Source organism: Acidihalobacter yilgarnensis, from assembly GCF_001753245.1.
GTDB classification, from domain to species: domain Bacteria; phylum Pseudomonadota; class Gammaproteobacteria; order DSM-5130; family Acidihalobacteraceae; genus Acidihalobacter; species Acidihalobacter yilgarnensis.
The window spans coordinates 3,047,687-3,065,772 of the sequence record NZ_CP017415.1 but is presented as its reverse complement, the minus strand read 5'-3'; the positions used below and the strand labels follow the sequence as shown (position 1 = coordinate 3,065,772).

At 62.0% G+C, this 18,086-nt stretch carries 21 protein-coding genes and 1 pseudogene; 5 read left to right on the top strand and 17 right to left on the bottom strand.

The features are described 5' to 3' along the window. Positions 1-3: 3 nt before the first annotated feature. Genes BI364_RS14845 through BI364_RS14835 form a run of 3 tightly spaced genes read right to left on the bottom strand, consistent with a single transcriptional unit; the run spans position 4 to position 820 of the window. On the bottom strand, positions 4-351 hold the full coding sequence (locus tag BI364_RS14845; RefSeq protein WP_070079401.1) for a hypothetical protein: 348 nt from the start codon (positions 349-351) through the stop codon (positions 4-6). 30 nt (positions 352-381) lie between these two features. After that, complete coding sequence (locus BI364_RS14840; RefSeq protein WP_070079400.1) at positions 382-588, bottom strand: hypothetical protein; 207 nt, start codon at positions 586-588, stop codon at positions 382-384. A 4-nt stretch (positions 589-592) separates the two neighbouring features. Further along, complete coding sequence (locus tag BI364_RS14835) at positions 593-820, bottom strand: hypothetical protein (RefSeq protein ID WP_070079399.1); 228 nt, start codon at positions 818-820, stop codon at positions 593-595. Between the two features lie 199 nt (positions 821-1,019). On the opposite strand from BI364_RS14835, the gene BI364_RS14830 reads away from it, so the two are divergent. Then, a complete protein-coding gene (locus tag BI364_RS14830) occupies positions 1,020-1,865 on the top strand; it encodes a formylglycine-generating enzyme family protein (RefSeq protein ID WP_070080121.1) in 846 nt (281 codons plus the stop codon). Between the two features lie 21 nt (positions 1,866-1,886). On the opposite strand, the pseudogene hemL reads toward BI364_RS14830, so the two are convergent. The 3 genes and pseudogenes from hemL to thiD form a co-directional block, all read right to left on the bottom strand. Continuing rightward, positions 1,887-3,169, bottom strand: a pseudogene (gene hemL, locus BI364_RS14825) (glutamate-1-semialdehyde 2,1-aminomutase). A 66-nt stretch (positions 3,170-3,235) separates the two neighbouring features. Continuing rightward, positions 3,236-3,895, bottom strand: coding sequence for a thiamine phosphate synthase (gene thiE, locus BI364_RS14820; RefSeq protein ID WP_070079398.1), 660 nt, complete (start codon positions 3,893-3,895; stop codon positions 3,236-3,238). Next, positions 3,873-4,682 carry a bifunctional hydroxymethylpyrimidine kinase/phosphomethylpyrimidine kinase gene (gene thiD / locus BI364_RS14815; protein ID WP_070079397.1) on the bottom strand — a complete coding sequence of 270 codons (810 nt, stop codon included), beginning with the start codon at positions 4,680-4,682 and terminating at the stop codon, positions 3,873-3,875. The genes thiE and thiD overlap by 23 nt, the downstream gene beginning before the upstream one ends. Before the next feature lie 95 nt (positions 4,683-4,777). On the opposite strand from thiD, the gene BI364_RS14810 reads away from it, so the two are divergent. Next, a complete protein-coding gene (locus BI364_RS14810) occupies positions 4,778-4,942 on the top strand; it encodes a rubredoxin (RefSeq protein ID WP_267887961.1) in 165 nt (54 codons plus the stop codon). 53 nt (positions 4,943-4,995) lie between these two features. After that, positions 4,996-5,430: a hypothetical protein gene (locus BI364_RS14805; RefSeq protein WP_156782785.1), complete on the top strand. Its 435-nt coding sequence runs from the start codon at positions 4,996-4,998 to the stop codon at positions 5,428-5,430. Here the strand turns inward: BI364_RS14805 and BI364_RS14800 are convergent. Then, positions 5,403-6,092: a histidinol-phosphatase gene (locus BI364_RS14800; RefSeq protein ID WP_070079395.1), complete on the bottom strand. Its 690-nt coding sequence runs from the start codon at positions 6,090-6,092 to the stop codon at positions 5,403-5,405. The genes BI364_RS14805 and BI364_RS14800 overlap by 28 nt on opposite strands. A 124-nt stretch (positions 6,093-6,216) precedes the next feature. On the opposite strand from BI364_RS14800, the gene BI364_RS14795 reads away from it, so the two are divergent. Together BI364_RS14795 and ptsP (BI364_RS14790) are read left to right on the top strand one after the other, a co-directional pair. Beyond that, entirely contained in the window at positions 6,217-6,747 is a 531-nt protein-coding gene (locus BI364_RS14795) for an RNA pyrophosphohydrolase (protein ID WP_197496062.1), read from the top strand. Between the two features lie 49 nt (positions 6,748-6,796). Beyond that, complete coding sequence (gene ptsP, locus BI364_RS14790) at positions 6,797-9,064, top strand: phosphoenolpyruvate--protein phosphotransferase (protein ID WP_070080119.1); 2,268 nt, start codon at positions 6,797-6,799, stop codon at positions 9,062-9,064. A gap of 15 nt (positions 9,065-9,079) precedes the next feature. Here the strand turns inward: ptsP (BI364_RS14790) and BI364_RS14785 are convergent, their stop codons facing one another. The 10 genes from BI364_RS14785 to BI364_RS14740 form a co-directional block, all read right to left on the bottom strand. Next, positions 9,080-9,598 carry a TlpA disulfide reductase family protein gene (locus tag BI364_RS14785; RefSeq protein ID WP_233279530.1) on the bottom strand — a complete coding sequence of 173 codons (519 nt, stop codon included), beginning with the start codon at positions 9,596-9,598 and terminating at the stop codon, positions 9,080-9,082. Positions 9,599-9,681: 83 nt separating this feature from the next. Next, positions 9,682-11,046, bottom strand: a complete 1,365-nt coding sequence (gene mgtE / locus BI364_RS14780; protein ID WP_070079394.1) for a magnesium transporter — start codon at positions 11,044-11,046, stop codon at positions 9,682-9,684. Between the two features lie 72 nt (positions 11,047-11,118). Continuing rightward, a complete protein-coding gene (gene ptsP, locus BI364_RS14775) occupies positions 11,119-12,861 on the bottom strand; it encodes a phosphoenolpyruvate--protein phosphotransferase (protein WP_070079393.1) in 1,743 nt (580 codons plus the stop codon). A gap of 117 nt (positions 12,862-12,978) precedes the next feature. Then, positions 12,979-13,248, bottom strand: a complete 270-nt coding sequence (locus BI364_RS14770; protein ID WP_070079392.1) for an HPr family phosphocarrier protein — start codon at positions 13,246-13,248, stop codon at positions 12,979-12,981. Further along, positions 13,235-13,648 carry a PTS sugar transporter subunit IIA gene (locus BI364_RS14765; protein ID WP_070079391.1) on the bottom strand — a complete coding sequence of 138 codons (414 nt, stop codon included), beginning with the start codon at positions 13,646-13,648 and terminating at the stop codon, positions 13,235-13,237. The genes BI364_RS14770 and BI364_RS14765 overlap by 14 nt, the downstream gene beginning before the upstream one ends. 50 nt (positions 13,649-13,698) lie before the next feature. Further along, a complete protein-coding gene (gene rapZ, locus BI364_RS14760; protein ID WP_070079390.1) occupies positions 13,699-14,559 on the bottom strand; it encodes an RNase adapter RapZ in 861 nt (286 codons plus the stop codon). Next, positions 14,556-15,500 carry an HPr(Ser) kinase/phosphatase gene (gene hprK / locus BI364_RS14755; protein ID WP_070079389.1) on the bottom strand — a complete coding sequence of 315 codons (945 nt, stop codon included), beginning with the start codon at positions 15,498-15,500 and terminating at the stop codon, positions 14,556-14,558. The genes rapZ and hprK overlap by 4 nt, the downstream gene beginning before the upstream one ends. 8 nt (positions 15,501-15,508) lie before the next feature. Beyond that, complete coding sequence (locus BI364_RS14750; protein ID WP_070079388.1) at positions 15,509-15,973, bottom strand: PTS sugar transporter subunit IIA; 465 nt, start codon at positions 15,971-15,973, stop codon at positions 15,509-15,511. A gap of 23 nt (positions 15,974-15,996) precedes the next feature. Continuing rightward, positions 15,997-16,317: a ribosome hibernation-promoting factor, HPF/YfiA family gene (hpf, locus tag BI364_RS14745; protein ID WP_070079387.1), complete on the bottom strand. Its 321-nt coding sequence runs from the start codon at positions 16,315-16,317 to the stop codon at positions 15,997-15,999. A 236-nt stretch (positions 16,318-16,553) separates the two neighbouring features. Beyond that, positions 16,554-18,014: an RNA polymerase factor sigma-54 gene (locus BI364_RS14740; RefSeq protein ID WP_156782784.1), complete on the bottom strand. Its 1,461-nt coding sequence runs from the start codon at positions 18,012-18,014 to the stop codon at positions 16,554-16,556. Positions 18,015-18,086: the final 72 nt, after the last annotated feature.

Below are 18,086 nucleotides of genomic sequence, written 5' to 3'. Positions count from 1 at the left end.
GCTTTACGCGGGTGGATCGGCTTCTTTCTGTTGGTCTAGCGTCTTCAGGTACTGCTGAGTCAGCGCGAGAAAACGCGGCGTGGGCCCGATATCCTCGTACACCGGGTCGCCAAATTCGTCCTCGCGCAGGATGCGTGGACCGGGTTCGTAGGGGAGCGTGGCTTCCAGATCTGCGAGTGCCGCCCGCAACAGATCGTTTGCAATATGCCCAAGCGAGTGTCCTGGGTACATGTCCTCCAGCGCGTGTAACTGCGCTACTGTGACGGCGTCTAGACGCAATTGAATCGTACGTAGCCGATCACGCTGGCGGCTTTCCTGCGACCAGCGATCAAGTAAATGGCGTACTTCCATATACTGGCGCTCCTTGCCGTTATGCCGTTTTTAGTGCTGTAGCGGTGGGGCGTGCTCGTAGCGGATAGGGGCGTCCGAAGGTTGTGGCTCCACGCCGGCTGCCTGCAATTTGGCACTCAAGTCGGTTGCCAAATCTCCCAGCTCTGGGTGCGCCAACAGGCCGTCAAGCAGGTCTTGTGCCTTGGATGCATTGAGCGTAACGGTAACGGATTTCTTGTCCTGTTTTACAATGCGCATAATCTTAGTCCTCCGAAACCGGGTGCCGCGGGTGATGCTCGTCGAAGGCATGCGGCGGCTGCCGGAAGGTATGGGAGGCATCGTAATAGGCCTCCTGTAGCAGGCTGGCGAATTCGAGCGCGCCATTGGTCAGGTCCACTGCGTGCTTGTTAATGGCCTGATAGAGTTTTTCAGCGGAAAGGATGTCGATTTCGATGGAAAAGTGGCCATCGTCCAGCCGGGTCACGTTCATCTTGGACCTCCGTGCTTACGTGTGTGTGCCATCCTTCTATTGATTAGGACCATGCGCTGGCGGCGAGGGTTCCCCCGTACCGTCGATGCCTGTCGCGTATACCATAGCGCAGCCGTCGCCGGGCATCTTGCCTGGGCGACGGCCGGTGAGGATGGAGATGGCGGATTCTGACAGCCCGGCACAGGAGCATGAGCCCTTCATGCACGATCTGGAGCCCCAGTCGCGAAGAGACTGGCAAGTCGTCGCCGCGGCGACGGTCGGTCGGCCGGTTTGCTTCGCAGATGAACTTGCGGACGGTGGTGCGGGACCCGAATTGATCGTGATCCCACCGGGCAGCTTCGAGATGGGCTCGCCCCAAACCGAACCAGGTCGAGGACCGGAGGAAGGACCGGTGCGCTATCTAAGGTTGCGTCGGGCCTATGCGTTGGGCCGTTGTGCGGTGACTGCGGACGATTTCGCGCGTTACGCGCGAGCCAGTGGCTGGCGACCACGGGCTGAACTGATTCGCACACAGGGGCGGCAGCCGATGATCAACCTCCGCCCGCGAGAGGTTACGGCTTATCTGGCCTGGCTGTCGACAGAGACTGGGGAATATTATCGACTACCAACAGAGGGTGAGTGGGAGTACGCCGCGCGTGCCGGTAGCCGTACACCGTTCGCCTTCGGCGAGCAGGTCGATTGCCGGCAGGTCTGCTTCAATCCGGCCTTTCCCTACCCCCCCGGCACGCGGCGTTGGCACGTGGCGGGCTGTGCGTCGGCCGCTCGCTTGCGCGAGACCGGCAGTCTGCCAGCGAATCTGTGGGGTTTGCACGAAATGCACGGCAACATATGGGAGCTGACCGCCAGTCCATGGAGTGAGGACCATACTGGTGCGGAACCCGACGGGCACGCTCACCCGCCGCCGGGTTCGTCAACGCGATGGGTTACACGCGGCGGATCCTGGTTTGACCCGGCGGTGCTCGCACGCAGCGCCGCCCGGCGACCGCGGCTGGCCGACGAACTCGACACCAATCTTGGTTTCAGGGTGCTGCGCGAGTTGGCTTGAGAACCCGGGTTGTCTCTGCATTCAGCTCATTGCGGCGAAGGCCTGCTGCGCCGAGGCCAGCGTGGCTTGGATTTCGTCCTTGCCGTGGGCGCTGGAAACGAAGCCGGACTCGTAAGCCGAAGGTGCGAGGTAGATGCCTTCGTCGAGCATGCCGTGGAAGAACAGGCGGAAGCGGTCGGCGTCGCAGGCCATGACGTCCGAAAAGCGGGTGACCGCCGGCGCATCGGTGAAGAACAGTCCGAACATGGCGCCGACTTGGTTGATCCGCAGCGCTACGCCGGCCTCGGTCGCGGCGACCTCGAGTCCTTCAATCAGATGCCGGGTGGTGTGTGTCAAATGTTCGTGGAAGCCGGGTACCGAGATCAACTCCAGGGTCTTGAGACCCGCGGCCATCGCCAGTGGATTGCCCGATAGTGTGCCGGCCTGATACACGGGGCCGAGGGGCGCGAGCTGTTCCATGATCTTGCGGCGACCGCCGAAGGCACCTACGGGCATACCGCCGCCGATGATCTTGCCGAGTGTGGTCAGGTCCGGTTGGATACCGTAGAGCGCCTGTGCGCCGCCGAGGGCGACGCGGAAGCCGGTCATTACCTCATCGAAGATCAGCAGGGCGCCGTAGCGGTCGCATAGGGTGCGCAGCCCCTCCAGGAAGCCAGGCACGGGAGGGATGCAGCCCATGTTGCCGGCAACCGGCTCGACGATGATGCAGGCAATTTGCCCGCCGACATGGGAGAAGGCCTCGGCGGTGGCGTCAAGATCGTTATAGGGCAGCGTCAGGGTATGTTCGGCGAGCGCAGCGGGTACGCCGGGTGAATCCGGCACACCGAGCGTGAGCGCACCGGAGCCAGCCTTGACCAGCAAGCTGTCAGCATGGCCGTGGTAGCAGCCTTGAAATTTGACGATCTTGTCGCGGCCGGTGAAGCCCCGTGCGAGCCGGATCGCGCTCATGGTCGCCTCGGTACCCGAGTTGACCATGCGCACCATATCCATCGACGGCACGAGTTCGCAGACGCGCTCGGCCATCTCGGTTTCTAGTTCGGTCGGCGCACCAAAGGACAGACCGTGGGCGGCCGCTTCCTGCACGACAGCGACGACCTCTGGGTGTGCATGACCGAGGATCATGGGCCCCACGAGCCCACGTAGTCGATGTAACGGCGACCGTCGGTGGCGTGCAGATAGGCACCCTCGGCACGCTCGATGAACAGAGGTTCGCCGCCGACACCCTTGAAGGCGCGTACCGGCGAATTGACGCCACCGGGAATGTGGCGCTGGGCGCGGTCAAAGCGTGCGTGGGTGTCGCTCATGGGTTCGGTCCTCGTGCATGTCGCCAAAGGCGGCAGTGTACCCGATGGCCGTAAGATGGTGGCGGATCAGCCGGTTTTGAACAGCATGGACAGGCGCCGTGCGGCGGTGCGAATGTCCGCAACCCCGAACACTGCACTGACGACTGCGATCAGGTTGGCGCCGGCGGCGATCACGGCCGCGGCGTTGCCGGCGTCGATCCCGCCGATGGCGCAAACCGGGCGGCCGAACGTGCGGGCGTCGTGGATCAGCGCCAGCCCGGCGGCTACGGCCTCGGGCTTGGTCTGCGATGGGTAAAGGCTGCCGAAGGCGAGGTAATCGGCGCCCGCCGCCGCGGCTTCGCGGGCGAGGTCGAGGCGGTTGTAGCAGGATATGCCGATCACGGCCTCGGGGCCGAGCCGCGCGCGTGCCTCGGCCAAAGGCGCATCGTCCGCGCCGATGTGCAGCCCGTCTGCGCCGCAGGCGACGGCGAGGTCGAGGTCGTCGTTGACGATAAAGCCGGCCCCTTGTTCGTGGCAAAGACGCTGCAGGGCGCGTGCCTCAGCGAGGCGGCGCGTCTCGTCGTCGCCTTTGTCGCGGTATTGCAGCCAGCGCGCGCCACCTGCCAGGGCTTCGCCCGCAGCCTCAATGAGCCGGTTACCCGGAGTCAGGTGGGCGTCGGTGATGACGTAGAGGCCGCCGAGAGGTGGCCGATGTCTGCTGGCGCTAATGACCGCCGCCTCCGTCACGTGCCCAGAACAGTCGGTCAGGAATTGCCTGTCCGCTGCCCAGCGCATGCGCACCCTGCAGGCTGCGCCAGGTGTAGGACTGTGCTCGCCTGACGGCGGCGGCGGGTGATTCGCCCTGCGCGATCAGTGCGGCGCAGGCGGAGGCGAGGGTGCAGCCCGAGCCGTGGTATTCGCCCGGCAGGCGCGGCCATTCATAACGTTCGATCAGGCCGTGGTTGCCATAGAGCCGATTGATCACGGCCTCGCTTCGCGCGTGGGTGCCGGTGATCAAGGCATACTCGACGCCAGCCTCAAGCAACGCCATGCCTCCGGCGTCGATGGAGTCCGCGCCGGGCGCGAGCCGATAAGCCTCCGGCACGTTCGGAGTGACCAGAGTGCACAGTGGCAGCAGCAGTTCGCGCAGGGCGTCAAGGGCGCCGTGCCCGGCGAGTTCGCCGCCGCCGCCGGCCTGCAGCACGGGGTCGAGTACAACCGGTATACGGGGGTGGTCTCGTAGCAGAGTATGTACGGCTTCAATGATGTCGACTTCGCCGAGCATGCCGAGCTTGATGGCGCCGACAGGCATGTCGTCGAGTATCGCGCGGGCTTGCTCGACGATTAGCGTGGCGGGCAGAGCGTGGTAATCGTGGACGCGGCGGGTGTCTTGTACGGTGACGGCCGTGACCACCGGCGCGGGGTGCCCGCCGAGGCTCAGTACCGTTGCGATATCGGCCGCAAGGCCAGCACCGCCGGTCGGGTCGATCCCCGCGATGCACAGGACGATGGGAGGGAGTTGATTACCGTTCATATCAGGTCCGCTACGTATCCTCAGAGGGGGTTACGTCCAAGCATGTAAGAGTGGAGAATATCGCGCTTTTGTCTTGCAAGCCTAGGAGGCTGCGTGTGAAGACGTACATGTGTGTGATCTGCGGCTTTATCTATGATGAGGCGAAGGGGCTGCCCGAGGAGGGCATCGCGCCTGGGACGCGCTGGGATGATGTCCCATTGACCTGGACCTGCCCGGAATGCGGCGCGAGCAAGGAAGACTTCGAGATGGTCGAGGTTTAAGGCCATTGATGCAGATATCCGCATGCGGCGCGTGCGGAGAGGGAAGGATGGCAATGGATGAGATGATCGTATTGCTTGCCGCACAGGCCGCTACGCCGAAGGTGGTCGTGAACGAGGCGCTGGAAGCCGCTTTGCGCGGCCTGGATCGGCGTATCGAGGCCTTGAGCGCGGCGCTGGAGGTGGAATATCTGGGGCCAGGCATCGGTATGCAGGACATGGATGCGGAGCACGTCTTCAGGCTCGTGGTACGTCACCATGTGTGGGATGTTGCCCATTCTGGCTGGGGTTTGAAGGTCTGCGATGCCCTGCCCAACGGCGGCTTGCGCCCGATGTGGCCGATTTACGGTGTGGGCCGCCTGCGCAAACAACAGCTGGTCAAGACGCTGCCCGCGTTCTTTCAAGGCTATATGGCGGCCGTTGTCGCCGCCGGCAAGGCGCAGAGTTCCGCGGGACTTGAGCTTCAGGCGTTGGCTGAAAGTTTCGGCTGAGCGGTGGCACGTAGATCGAGTATCGGCCAGCCACGGGCATTGGCGGCGGCAATCAGCTTGTCGTCAGGGTTGACGGCCACAGGGTGGTCGACGCGTTCGAGCAGTGGTAGGTCGTTGTGCGAATCGCTGTAGAACCACGACTCGGCCTCCGCCAAAGCCGGTCTTGACGACAGCCATTCGTCCAGGCGAGCGACCTTGCCCTCGCGAAAGGCGGGGATGCCTTCGATCTCGGCGACATACCGGTCATCGACCCTGCGCGGCTCGGTGGCGATTAGGTGTTCGATGGCAAACAACTCCGCAATCGGTCGGGTGACGAAGCTGTTGGTGGCCGTGATCAGGACCAGCGTATCGCCGCTATCTCGATGGCGCTTCACCAGCGCGCGGGCCGCATCAGTGATCATGGGTTCGATGCGTTCGCGCAGATAGCGTGCCCGCCAGGATTTCAGCATTTCGATCGGATGCGCTGCCAGGGGCGCGAAGGCAAAGCGCGCGAAGGCGTGGATGTCCAGTGTGCCGGCGGCATAGTCGGCATAGAATTGCTCATTGATCCGGTTGCTGGCCTCGCGATCGACGATACCTTCGTCCATCAGGAAGCGCGCCCATTCGTGGTCGCTGTCGCCGTTGAGCAGGGTGTGGTCGAGGTCGAAAAGGGCAAGTCCCATGATTTTCCCAAGCGTGGATGAAGGCATTTTCATTGTAGCGGTTGCCGCTTATGCCGTCATTTGCCGAATGTCCGCGCTTATGGAAAAATGGCCCGTGGGTTCAGGTCGCTACTGGGGTTTGCAAGTGATTGATTCGGACGGATTTAGGCATAACGTTGGGATCATCCTGAGCAACGCCGAGGGGCGCGTCTTCTGGGGTAAACGTATCGGTCAGTGTGCCTGGCAGTTTCCGCAGGGCGGTATTCGCGCGGACGAGTCCCCCGAGCAGGCGATGTATCGCGAGCTTTGGGAGGAGACTGGGCTTGAGGCTAGGCATGTCAGCCTCGTCGGCCGTACACGTGGTTGGTTACGCTACCGCCTACCCAAAAATTTGGTGAGACGTCATGCGTCGCCACGTTGTATCGGTCAGAAACAGGTATGGTTTCTGCTCAGTCTCGACTGTGACGAAAGCTGTTTCGATCTGGCGGCCTCGACCAAACCTGAATTCGATGGTTGGCGTTGGGTGGATTACTGGCAGCCGATGGAGGAAGTCGTGTTCTTCAAGCGCAAAGTCTATCGACGTGCCCTGAACGAGCTGTCGCCACTTCTGTTCGGCACCGAGACGGACGAGCCGCTACCGCTTTTGGTGCAAGGGCCGGCACGTCGTGTGTCCTGATGACGATCATGCCACGGTGACGCCGGGAGACGAGTCCTTGCAACAACCGTTGCTGAAGACCTTGCAGCGGATCGTCGAGGCCGTCGGTGCGGCGGAATCGACGGGCGAAGCCCTGCGTGTACTGGTTGCGCGCGTACGAGCCGCGCTCGAGGTTGATGTCAGCTCAATGTACCTGGTGATGCCTGGACGTGAGCGCCTGGTATTGATGGCCACCGAAGGTCTGAATCAGGCCGCGGTCGGGCAGGTGCAGCTGGATTTTGACGAGGGTTTGGTCGGACTGGTGGCGCAAAGGGCCGAGCCGGTCAATCTGGACGAGGCGCCGGATCACCCCCGCTACAAATTCTTCCCAGAAACGGGTGAACAGCGTTATCACGCCTTTCTCGGCGTACCCATCATTCATCGCCGCCGTGTCCTCGGTGTCTTGGTGGTGCAGCAGCGTGTGAGTCGCAGCTTCGACGACGGTGCGGTTGCCCTGCTATCGACCCTCGCGGTACAGATTGCGGTGGCTATCCGGCAAGCCGAGCTGTCGGGTGAAATCCTGCGGCTACTGCGTGGTGAGTTGCCTACCGACTTGATCATTACCGGGTTGGGTGGTTCGCCCGGCGTCGGCATCGGCGTGGGCCGCGTGGCCTATTCCCAATCCGATCTTGAGCGCATTCCGGACCGCCCGGCGAGCGATATCGCGGCGGAGGTCTTGGCCTTCCGGCAAGCGGTGGAAGCGGTGCGGGGGGAGATGGCGAATATCCGCGCGCGCATGGTGGACGTGCTGCCCGCCGAGGAGCAGGCGCTGTTCGATGCCTACACGATGATGTTGGCGAGTGAGCATCTCATCGAGGGCACGGTGGGACGTATCGAAAGCGGTAGCTGGGCGCCGGCGGCGCTGCGTGACACCGTACGGCAATACGCGCGCGCCTTCGAGGAGATGGACGACGCCTACTTGCGCGAACGGGCCAGCGACATCCGTGATCTTGGCCGGCGTATCTTGGCGCAGCTGCTCAGTCAGGTTCGCAGCGAATCGCCGATGCCCGAGCGTACGGTGCTGATCGGTGAGGATGTGTCCGCCGCGCAGCTGGCCGAGATTCCACCGGGTTGTCTCGTCGGGGTCGTGTCGGCGCGTGGGTCTAGCTCTTCGCACGTGGCGATTCTCGCGCGCGCGTTGGGTATTCCTGCCGTTATGGGGGCTGAGAATCTGCCGGTCGGTCGCCTGGAGGGACGGGAATTGGTGGTCGATGGCTACCAGGGCCGGCTGTTCATCCAGCCGGGTCCTCAGGTACGCCGCGAATTCGAGCGGCTGGCGCGTGAGGAGCGCGAGCTGTCCGAGGGGCTGAATGCGCTGGCCCAGGAACCGGCGTTGACGCCCGACGGGCGATTGATGCCGATCTACGTGAATACCGGCTTGCTTGCAGACGTTGAACCGGCGCTCAAGTGCGGCGCCGAGGGCGTGGGACTCTATCGCACGGAATTCCCCTTCATGGTGCGCGATCGCTTCCCCTCGGAAGAAGCGCAAGTGCCGACTTACCGACAAATGTTAGCCGCCTTTTACCCGCGCCCGGTTACCCTGCGTACCCTGGATATCGGGGGCGACAAGCCTTTGCCCTACTTCCCGGTGAGCGAGGACAATCCGTTCCTCGGGTGGCGCGGGATACGCGTTACCCTTGATCACCCGGAAATTTTCCTGACCCAGATCAGAGCGATGCTGCGAGCCAACGTCGGGCTCGGCAACCTCCGCGTGATGTTCCCCATGATCAGTGCCGTCAGCGAGTTGGATGAGGCTTGTCGGCTGCTTGGTCGTGCGGCCGATGAGCTGCGCGAAGAGGGTTTGGTGATGTCGTCTCTGCAGGTGGGGGTGATGATCGAAGTGCCTTCGGCGGTCTATCTGGCCGAGTCACTCGCGCGGCGGGTGGATTATCTGAGCGTGGGTACCAACGATCTGGTCCAGTATTTGCTTGCAGTGGATCGGAACAATAGCCGCGTGGCGGATCTCTACCGGCCTCTACACCCGGCGGTACTCCAGGCCTTACGTCAGGCGAGGGAAGGTGCGCGTCGGGCGGGCAAGCCGATATACGTATGTGGCGAAATGGCCAGCGATCCGGCGGCTGTGATTCTGCTCATGGGTATGGACTACGACGGCCTCAGCGTCAGCGTGGCGGGCCTAACGCGGGTGAAGTGGGTGGTACGTAGCTTCACGATGGATGCTGCCCGTGCCCTGACGGATGAAGCACTGACCCTGGAAGACCCGGATCATGTGCGCGAGCTACTCAACGGCGCGCTCGTGGATGCTGGTCTCGGCGGGCTGGTCCGACCCGGTAAGCGTTGATCGCGGACACAGGGTTTAACTGTTGCCTTGCTTTGGCAGCATGCGCTTGACGCGCGCAGCCAGCTTGTCGATGTTCACGTTGCCGATCTTCTGGTAGACCACACGGCCCTGCGGGTCGATCAGGAAGGAGGTAGGCGTTAGTCGGATGGTGCCGAAGGCCTTGGAGATCGCGTCGGTGCGGTCGATGGTGATTGGATAGGGGATGTGCCGGTCGCGTTGCATGGTGCGGACCTGCGAGGGGACGTCGTAGGACATCGCCACGCCAATAATTTCAAAACCCTGCGGGGAAAGCTTGTTATACAGTTGGGCCAAATGTGGGATTTCTGCTACGCAACCGGGACAACTGGTCGCCCAGAAATTGATCAGCACGGGATGGCCGCGCAGGGCGTGCAGGTCGATGGTCTTGCCGTCCAGCAGGGTCATGCGCACATTGGGTGCGGTATTGCCGGCCGGCGCCAGCCAGAGCCAGCCGGCGAGCGCGATCAGCACGAGGGCGGCGAGTCCGATGGCAAAGTCCCGGGTCTTCATCTTCATGGTGGCAATCCTGTCGGTCGATAGCGGCTCGAAGCCGCATTAGCTTAGCCCCCTGTCGCATGCGAGGGAAGGTGCCTACAGGGTCACAGGCCGAACAAGACCACGGTGGCCAAGCCCAGGAACGAGGCGTAACCGATCACGTCGGTGAAGGTGGTCAGTATCACGCTGCCGGCGATTGCGGGATCGACACCGAAGCGGCGCAGCAGCGGCGGCAACGTGACGCCAACGACGGCAGCCGCGAACAGGTTGATGATCATGGCCACGGCGATGATGACACCGATACGCAGGCTGTCGAACCAGATCAGCGCGATCAGTGCGACCACGAGCGCCCAGAGCAGGCCGTTGATCGCGCCGACGGCGATTTCCTTGCTGAAGATCCAGCGCAGGTTGCCGCGATTGACTTGATCAAGGGCGAGTCCGCGCACGACCAGGGTCAGCGTCTGGCTGCCGGCGATGCCGCCCATGCTGGCGACGATGGGCATGAGTACGGCGAGGGCTACCGAGCGTTGGATGGTGTACTCGAACAGACCGATCACCCAGGAGGCGAGAAAGGCGGTGGCGAGGTTGATGCCCAACCAGACCGCCCGTCGACGTGAGCTGCGTATCACTGGCGCGAAGATGTCCTCATCCTCGCTCAGACCGGCGCGGCCCATGACCGAGTGGTCCGCCTGCTCGCGGATGACGTCGACGACGTCATCGATGGTGATGCGCCCGAGCAGCACGCCGGCGTCGTTGACGACCGGCGCGGAGATCAGATCGTGATCCTCGAACATCTTGGCGACTTCGTGTGCCGGGGTTTCCGCGGGGATGCCGGCACTGGCCCCGTCCATGACCTCGGCGACGGTGTGTTCCGGGTCCTGTGTGAGCAGAGCGGACAGCGCGAGCAGACCGAGAAATTTGTCATAACGATTGACCACGATCAGCTTGTCGGTCAGGTCCGGTAGCGCGCCGCGCAAGCGCAGATAACGCAGCACTACGTCCAAGGTCACGTCCGCGCGCACGGTGACGGTGTCGGTGTCCATCAGGCCGCCGGCGCTGTCCTCCGGATAGGAGAGGATCGCCTCCAGGCGTTGCCGGCGTTGCTTGTCCATACCCTCCAGGGTTTCCTGGAGTACCGCATGGGGCAGGTCCTGAATTAGGTCGGCGAGGTCGTCGACATCCAGGCTGTGGGCGGCCTGGATGAGCTCCTCGGCATCCATGCCTTGGATCAGGCTTTGCCGGACTTCATCGCCCAGATGCAACAGCACTTCGCCGTCGTATTCGGGATCGACTAGCTCCCAGACGAGCTCGCGTTGCGCCGGTGGCATGGATTCGAGGAGGTGGGCAATTTCCGCCGGATGCAGCGCATTGAGCATGCGTCTGGCCTGCTGCATGGTGCCTGTTTGCAGGGTCGCGGAAATGAGTTCGAGATTGCTGGCGATGCGTCTAGTCGGTTCCGGGTCGGCCATGGCGCGTGCTCGTGTTTGATGTAGGCGGACGTTTGCAGTGTAACAGTCGCCGGAATCGGGGGTGCGGCGGGCTTATGGGGCCACAGCGAGGTCTTGATTGATGCCGTCGAGCAGTTCAGCGCGCGCGGAGCGCCCCGCCGTCGCAATCAGTGCATCGGCCGCTGCACTCAGGGTGTACGCGTCGGAGTGACGGATGACGTGACGGATTTCGGCGAGTCGATTGACCGGCACACTGAATTCGCGCAATCCCATGCCGAGGAGTAGCCGGGTGTAGCGCACGTCGCCAGCCATCTCGCCGCACATGGCGACCGGAATGCCGGCGCGCGCGCCGCCTTCCAGGGTCAGGCGGATCAGTTGGAGGACCGCTGGATGCAGTGGGTCATAAAGATGATTGACCGTCTCGTCGGTGCGGTCGATGGCTAACGTGTATTGAATCAGGTCGTTGGTGCCGATCGATAGAAAGTCGAGGCGTCGCGCGAAACTTTCGGCGGTCAGTGCCGCGGCGGGGACCTCGATCATGGCGCCGATACCCAGAGTGGGATCGAAGGGGCGCCCGCTCCGGCGTAATAGTGCGCGCTGCTCCTCGATCAGGTTCAGACATTGATCGAGTTCGGACAGATCGGTCAGCATCGGTAGCATCAGGCGCACCGGGCCATGGGCAGAGGCGCGCAGGATTGCGCGGATCTGGGGGGCGAACAGCGTCGGCTCGCGCAGGCTCAGGCGAACGGCACGTAGCCCCAGGGCCGGGTTGGGCGATATCGGCCCGTCTCGTTGATCGGCGTCGAAAAGCTTATCGCCGCCGAGGTCGTAGGTGCGGATCGTCAGCGTCTCGCCACCCAGGGCGCGCAGTGCTCGGCGATAGGCCCGTAATTGCTCCTCTTCGTCTGGCGGGGTTTTGCGGTTGATGTAGAGGAACTCGGTCCGGTACAGGCCGACGCCGGTTGGTCCGAGTCGTCGCAGTGCGGGGAGGTCTGTGTCGAGTTCGATGTTGGCCTGCAGGGTGACTGCTGCCCCATCTCGCGTGATGCTTGGCAGGCGTATCGCCTTGGCCAGTGTTGCCCGGCGCGCGCGTTCGTTACGCAGGCGCTCGCGAAAGTGGCGTTTTAGCGAGATGGCACCGTCTGCCAGCACGAGCCCGGCATCACCGTCGATGATCAGCATTTCGCCATTGCTTAGTAGGCGAAGTGCAGCATGTGTGCCGACCACGGCAGGTAGTTCAAGACTGCGCAACAGGATTGCGGTGTGTGAGAGGGGGCCGCCAAATTCGGTGATCACACCCGCGACACGCGCTTGGTGAAGACTGGCGATGTCGGCGGGAGAGAGGTCATCGGCAACCACGATATCGCCGCGAGTTACCGGCATGACGGCCGTTTCCTTGCCAGCGAGCAGACGTTGGATGCGGCCGATGACGTGGGCAACGTCATCCCGACGCGTGCGTAGATACGGGTCCTCCATAGCATCGAAGGCCGCCACCAGTTCATCGTGCTGGAGCTTGAGCGCCCATTCCGCATTGCAACGCAACCGGCGGATATGCTGAATCGGTTCGCGCGCGAGCAGGTTGTCTTCCAGCATCAGCAGATGGGTGTCGATAAAGGTGCCGACATCGGCAGGCGCGTGCGCCGGGATGCGGGCACGAACGGCCTTGAGCTCGGCCTTGGCACGCCGTAGCGCATGACGAAAGCGCTTGACTTCATTGGGCAGGGCATCTGCCGGTAGTCGTCGTTCGGTAACCTCTGGCGCTTCCTGCGCATAGCGATATGCGCGACCGATGGCGATGCCGCGGGAGACACCGATGCCGTTGAGCAACAGGCTCATTGTGGAGCTTTCCTTGGCTTGCGAGCGGAGGTGGAGGCGGGCATCAAACCGGATGGAACCCGCTTATACGGCGCTCTTGAATCTCGTTTATAGCACCAAGCCGGGTGGGGCCGCTCGTCAGCTTCCCTCACCGAAGCGGTCGGCGATCAACGCGGATATCTCCACGAGGGCCTGTTCTGCGTCGATACCTTCTGCATGGAGAGTCAGCGTGCTGCCCTGAGCGGCGGCGAGCATCATGACTCCCATGATGCTCTTGCCGTTCACCCGCCGGCCATTACGTTCGAGTTCGATGTGCGCGTTGAAGCGGCTGGCGAGGCTGACCAGGCGGGCAGCGGCACGGGCATGTAGCCCGAGGCGGTTGACGATGCTGACTTCAGTCTGCGCCATGCGTACTCACCTCCTGACAATTGAGAACGCCATCGTGTCCGCCGCTCAATGCCTTGTCTTTGAGGGCGTCGAGGCTCAGCGTCGGATAGTTGAAAATCCGGATCAACATCGGCAGGTTGAGCCCTGCAAGGATACGAACCTGGTGGTTGTCGTCGCAAAGACGGCAGGCGATGTTGCTGGGCGTGGAACCAAACATGTCGGTGAGCACCAGGATGCCGCTACCGGCGTCGAGCCGGTCGCACAGCTCACGGGCGCGTTTGAGAATCTCATCAGGGTCTGAGGCGGGGGAAACCGCGAGGTTGGCAACGGTAAGCGGTGTCGCACGTAGCATGCTGCGTGCCGTTTCCATGAGGTCCGCGCCGAGGCGGTTATGCGTGATGAGTAAAATTCCCACGGACATGGTGCGACGTGCCTATGCGGTAACGGGTGGCAATGGATGGGGATCGGGCATCAGCCAAGCTCCCGGTGACGGATCGTGATTTCGGTACCGCGTTCGTCTCGGAAGGCGTCGCCGAGCCTTTGTACGAGATAGACCGAGCGGTGCTGTCCGCCGGTGCAGCCGATGGAAACCGTCAGGTAGCTGCGATTTTCGGCCTCGAAGCGCGGGATCCATGTTTGCAGAAAGCGCTGGATGTCGTGGTACATGTCTTCGACCATCGGGTGGGAAGAAAGATACTGCTGTACAGAAGGGTCAAGCCCAGTCTGGTTACGCAGGCGCGGTTCCCAGTGGGGATTGGGCAGGCAGCGGACGTCGAAAATGAAATCGGAGTCTCCTGGCACGCCGTGCTTGAAACCAAAGGACTGGAACTGCAGCGATAGCGAACCGACATGGCTGCGTCCGATGCGCTCGCGGATCTGGGCGCTTAGCTGATGAACGTTGCTGCGCGTCGTGTCGATGGTCAGATCGGCGTGTTCGGCAATGACCGCGAGCAGCGAGCGCTCCAGGTGTATCGCCTCGATCAGGGGGAGCCCTTTACGTGATAAGGGATGCTTGCGGCGGGTTTCGCTGAAGCGCTTGATCAGCGTGTCAATCTCGGCCTGCAGGTAGATGATTTCAAGTTGAACGCCCCGCGAACGGATGTCTTGAAGCACTTCCTTGAAGCCGCGCAGTTCTTCGATGCCGCTACGCGCATCGATGCCGACGGCCGCCTCGTCGTAGAGTTTCACTTTGGGGCTGAGCAGGTTGTCGACGAAGGCCGGGAGCAGGCCGAGGTGCAAATTGTCTATGCAATACAGACCCTCGTCCTCGAGGGCATGCAAGGCAACGGTCTTGCCGGAGCCCGAAAGGCCGCTGATGATGATCAGTCTCACGATTCGCTCTCGAGGCGTTGTTGCTGTCGCTGAATCAGGTCGTCCGCTGCATCATAACCGGATTGCAGCAACAGGTGTTTGCGTACAGAGGCTTCGACCAGGACCGCCAGGTTACGGCTGGGCGCGACGGGGATTTCGATGACGGGTATCTCAACCCCGAGCAGGCGTCGGATGCGCGTGATCCCGTACAGTCGATGCTCGTCCTCGTGACGGGTGCTGTGGCTGTGGCGCAGGTCTATGATTAGCCTGAGATATTTGTTCAGTTTGATTGCATTGTCACCGTACATGGCGCGCACATTGAGTATGCCGAGCCCGCGTACCTCCAGCATATCCTGCAGGACGTGTGGGCAGCGTCCCTGCAGGATATCCGGCGTGATGCGGGCGAACTCGGGTGCGTCGTCCGCGACCAGGCGATGACCTCGGGTGATCAATTCCAGTGCCAATTCGCTTTTGCCCACATTGCTGTCACCGGTGAGCAGCAGGCCAGTGCCGAGCACTTCCATGAACACGCCATGTGTGGTGGTAGTCTCGGCGAGTGCCTCGCTGAGGAAATAGCGTAATGTGCTGATGAGTTCGTGCGTGGCCAGGGGGGAAACGAGCAGCGCGATACCCGCATGCTCGGCAAGTTCGATCATCCGGGTGTCCGGAGATTCTCCGCCACCGACGACGATCACGACGCTCTCGCCGTTGAGCAGTTGTGACAGGGCGTGCTCGCGGGTGGTGGTGTCGAGTTGCTGCAGATAGGCGAATTCGCGGCTACCCAGTACCTGTACGCAGTGCGGGTGTATCAGGTTGAGATGGCCTACCAGGGTGGCGCCGCCCCAGTGAGTATCGGCCGCAGACAGACGCTGCCCTCCGCTCGAACGTCCCGCCACCCAGGAAAGTTCGAGGCGTTTGCCGAGGGCTTGATAGAGGGTTTCAGCGGAGAGCGTGGCGTCCATGACGTCGCCTAGGCGGCGTGCCTGGCATCCCAGTCATTGAGCAGTCCCAGGGCGGACTCGCTGTCGTGGGCACCCCGTAGTTGTTGCACGGTGATCGGGTCGCTGAACAACTGAGCCAGTCTTGAGAGCGTGTCCAGGTGTTCGCTGGTGCACTCCTCGGGGACCACCAGGGCGAACAGAAGATCAACCGGCGCCTGGTCGGGGGCATCGAAATCGATGCCCCCGTTCAATTTGATGAAGGCGGCCTGGGTTTCCTTGAGGCCAGCCATGCGGCCGTGCGGTATCGCTACGCCATGTCCCAAGCCGGTACTGCCCAGGCGCTCGCGTGCGAGCAGGGTATCGAAGACCTCATTGGAGGAAACCTGTCCACCCTTGGCCAGGAGTTCGCTTAGTGCCTCCAGTGCCCGCTTTTTACTGTGGATGTCCGCATCGTTGAGGATGCGTTCGGTCGTGAGTAATTCGCCTATCTGCATGGTTCAGGTGTCGCCTGTGTGTTTCAGATGGCCGTGCGTTTGGTCGCTTCGGCCTTGTGATGGTCTTTGGTCTTTTCCTTGTGCTTGATCACCTGCCGGTCGAGCTTGTCGACGAGCGAGTCGATAGCGGCATACATGTCTTCGTCGACGGCATCTGCGAAGAGTTGGTTGCCGCTGAGGTTCAGACTGGCTTCGGCCTTCTGACGCAATTTCTCTACGGAAAGAATTACGTGGACATCGATCATATTGTCGAAGTGTCGTTCGAGACGCTGGAATTTGTCGCTTACGTAGTCGCGTAGTGCATCGGTCAACTCTACGTGGTGCCCAGACAGGTTGATTTGCATACGATACTCCTCGTTGAGGGCTGTGTCTTAACTGCCCATTTGGGGGCGGTGCCATCATGGCCGACGTTGCTCGCCGTCCGCGGTTCCCTGTGCGGGGCGTGGACGGCGGGTAACATCTCCCACCGCCGGGTTTCGACGCTGGCGCCCGACTGTGCTCCCTGGTCACGGCCGGAATGCGGGTGTCGGTCCGTATTGCGCCAAGTCGAAGAATTTTGTGAGATCTCCATGATTTGAGTCTAGTTGAGTCGTTTGCGATCGCTGGAGGACGGAATGTTCATGCCCTCTCGGTATTTGGCGACCGTGCGGCGCGCAACCTGTATCCCCTTCTCGCTGAGCAGATCTGCGATCTTGCTGTCCGACAAAGGTTTGTCGCCGGGTTCGGATTCGACCAGTTTGCGGATCATGGCGCGAATCGCGACTGCGGAGCATTCACCGCCATCGGCGGTACCGACGTGGCTGGAGAAGAAGTACTTGAATTCGAAGATGCCGCGGGGCGTGTACATGTATTTCTGGGTAGTGACGCGAGAGATGGTCGATTCGTGCATTTCGACCTGTTCCGCAATGTCGCGCAGGACCAGGGGCTTCATCGCCTCCTCGCCATATTCGAGAAACCCCCTCTGCTGCTCGACGATGGCAGTGGCGACACGTAGCAAGGTTTCGTTACGGCTTTGCAGGCTTTTGATGAACCAGCGCGCTTCCTGCAGCTGATTTTTCATGTAGGTGTTGTCAACGCTGCTGTCTGCGCGCCGTACCATTGATGCGTAGGTGGAATTCAAGCGTAGGCGCGGCGCAACTTCAGAGTTGAGCTCCACGCGCCAGCGCTGACCCTGTTTGCGGACCGTCACGTCGGGGACGATATATTCGGGTCGGCTATTGCTGATCTGTGCACCAGGCCGCGGATTGAGCGACTGGATCAGTGCGATGGTTTCCTGCAGGCCAGCCTCGTCCAGTTCCAGGTGGCGCATCAGTGCCTTGAGATCGTGATTCCCGAGCAGGTCGATATGGGATTGCACCAAGCGCCGCGCCTGTATCAACCACGGTATATCTTGTGGCATCTCAGAAAGTTGTATGTCGAGGCATTCCGCCAGATTGCGGGCGCCGCAACCTGGAGGATCTAGCCGTTGCACGAGATGGAGGACGGCCTCGATGTCCTCGATTTCGAGATCGGCCTGCAATTGCGCGGCGAGTGATCCACGGATGTTCTCGATATCCTCCTGAAGATAACCGTCACCGCCGATCGAGTCGATCAGGGTCATGGCGATCAGGCGATCCTGCTCGTTCATGGGTGCCAAGTGCACTTGCCAGAGCAGATGATCGATCAGCGACTCGCCATCGCCGCTTTGTGATTCGTAGGGGTCGCGGTCATCGGCTTCGGACGAGCCGGAGCCCGCTGCGGTTGGCGGCTCGTAAATATCGTCCCAGGCACTGTCGACCGGCAATTCGTCTGGGATGGTGTCTTGGGATGGGTTGTCTTCGGCGGCGCCTTCGCGAGATTCGCCGTTGATTTGCTCGCCATCCGCGCCCTCAACTCGCCCGGAATCCTCGTCGACCTCGAGCATCGGGTTGGTTTCCAGGACTTCCTGAATATGTGTCTGTAGCTCGAGTGTCGAGTACTGCAATAGGCGTATGGCCTGCTGCAGTTGAGGCGTCATCGCCAGGGATTGCCCCAGCCGGAGTTGAAGTGAAGGCTTGATCATCGCGTTTGATGTTTATCTTGAATTCGCGTTTAACGCAATGGTCATCGTCGGACTCTTGGGTATCTCGGGTTG

Bases quoted from the DNA above. Each gene is read 5' to 3' on its own strand.
- BI364_RS14845 (WP_070079401.1), bottom strand. From the start codon at position 351: ATGGAAGTACGCCATTTACTTGATCGCTGGTCGCAGGAAAGCCGCCAG.
- BI364_RS14840 (WP_070079400.1), bottom strand. From the start codon at position 588: ATGCGCATTGTAAAACAGGACAAGAAATCCGTTACCGTTACGCTCAAT.
- BI364_RS14835 (WP_070079399.1), bottom strand. From the start codon at position 820: ATGAACGTGACCCGGCTGGACGATGGCCACTTTTCCATCGAAATCGAC.
- BI364_RS14830 (WP_070080121.1), top strand. From the start codon at position 1,020: ATGCACGATCTGGAGCCCCAGTCGCGAAGAGACTGGCAAGTCGTCGCC.
- thiD (WP_070079397.1), bottom strand. From the start codon at position 4,682: ATGAACGGTAATCAACTCCCTCCCATCGTCCTGTGCATCGCGGGGATC.
- BI364_RS14805 (WP_156782785.1), top strand. From the start codon at position 4,996: ATGGATGAGATGATCGTATTGCTTGCCGCACAGGCCGCTACGCCGAAG.
- BI364_RS14800 (WP_070079395.1), bottom strand. From the start codon at position 6,092: ATGGGACTTGCCCTTTTCGACCTCGACCACACCCTGCTCAACGGCGAC.
- BI364_RS14785 (WP_233279530.1), bottom strand. From the start codon at position 9,598: ATGAAGATGAAGACCCGGGACTTTGCCATCGGACTCGCCGCCCTCGTG.
- mgtE (WP_070079394.1), bottom strand. From the start codon at position 11,046: ATGGCCGACCCGGAACCGACTAGACGCATCGCCAGCAATCTCGAACTC.
- ptsP (WP_070079393.1), bottom strand. From the start codon at position 12,861: ATGAGCCTGTTGCTCAACGGCATCGGTGTCTCCCGCGGCATCGCCATC.
- BI364_RS14770 (WP_070079392.1), bottom strand. From the start codon at position 13,248: ATGGCGCAGACTGAAGTCAGCATCGTCAACCGCCTCGGGCTACATGCC.
- BI364_RS14765 (WP_070079391.1), bottom strand. From the start codon at position 13,648: ATGTCCGTGGGAATTTTACTCATCACGCATAACCGCCTCGGCGCGGAC.
- hprK (WP_070079389.1), bottom strand. From the start codon at position 15,500: ATGGACGCCACGCTCTCCGCTGAAACCCTCTATCAAGCCCTCGGCAAA.
- BI364_RS14750 (WP_070079388.1), bottom strand. From the start codon at position 15,973: ATGCAGATAGGCGAATTACTCACGACCGAACGCATCCTCAACGATGCG.
- hpf (WP_070079387.1), bottom strand. From the start codon at position 16,317: ATGCAAATCAACCTGTCTGGGCACCACGTAGAGTTGACCGATGCACTA.
- BI364_RS14740 (WP_156782784.1), bottom strand. From the start codon at position 18,014: ATGATCAAGCCTTCACTTCAACTCCGGCTGGGGCAATCCCTGGCGATG.